We start from the raw sequence: 961 nt of genomic DNA, 5'->3' as shown, positions 1-961 counted from the left end.
GAAAATCAGCTCATCCGCCTGCGTCTGCTCAATCAGCACTTCGAGCTTCGCACGGATCTTCTGCGGGCTGCCGACCATCGCTAGACCGAGGAAATCACCCACCGCCTCACGCTCGTGCGGCAACCACAAGCCATCCATGGTTTTCACCGGCGGACGCTGCACCAGACTCTGCCCACGCATCAACGCCAGAATGCGCTGGTACACCGAAGTCGCCAGGTAATCGGCTTGTTCATCGGTATCGGCGGCCACCAGCGGCACGCCGAGCATCACGTACGGTTTGTCGAGCACCGCCGAAGGCTTGAAGTGATTGCGATAAACGCGGATCGCCTCATGCATGAAGCGCGGAGCGAAATGCGAGGCGAAGGCGTAAGGCAAGCCGCGCTCACCAGCCAATTGCGCGCTGAACAGGCTGGAACCCAGCAGCCAGATCGGCACATTGGTGCCGGTGCCCGGCATCGCGATCACCCGCTGATCCGGAGTACGCGGACCGAGGTAGCGCACCAGTTCGGCGACGTCCTCGGGGAAATCATCAGCGCTACCAGAGCGCTCACGGCGCAAGGCACGAGCGGTCATCTGATCGGAACCGGGAGCACGGCCCAGGCCGAGGTCAATCCGGCCCGGGTACAGACTTTTCAGTGTGCCGAACTGCTCGGCAATCACCAGCGGCGCATGGTTGGGCAGCATCACGCCGCCGGAGCCGACACGAATCGTCGACGTACCGCCAGCCAGATAGCCGAGCAGAACAGACGTCGCAGAACTGGCGATGCCGTCCATGTTGTGGTGTTCGGCCACCCAGAACCGCGTGTAGCTGAATTTCTCGACGTGCTGCGCCAGATCCAGCGAATTGCGCAGCGATTGCGCCGGGCTGCCGTTCTCGCGTACCGGTACCAGATCGAGGGTGGAAAATTTTACGTCGGACAGTTGCTTCATAAACCTGCGTCTCCGAGTGAGGAGGCAGGCT

1 protein-coding gene is annotated in these 961 nt (G+C 61.8%); it reads right to left on the bottom strand.

The annotated features are described in order from the left end of the window. Window positions 1-930 (bottom strand): LLM class flavin-dependent oxidoreductase (locus tag BK660_RS32035; RefSeq protein ID WP_148057552.1); only part of this gene is annotated, 930 nt, incomplete at its 3' end. Window positions 931-961 lie beyond the last annotated feature (31 nt).

Origin of the sequence: Pseudomonas brassicacearum, from assembly GCF_003732265.1 — a bacterium.
Classification (GTDB): Bacteria; Pseudomonadota; Gammaproteobacteria; order Pseudomonadales; family Pseudomonadaceae; genus Aquipseudomonas; species Aquipseudomonas brassicacearum_D.
The sequence above is the reverse complement of the archived record's forward strand: the minus strand, read 5'-3'. Positions and strand labels throughout refer to the sequence as shown.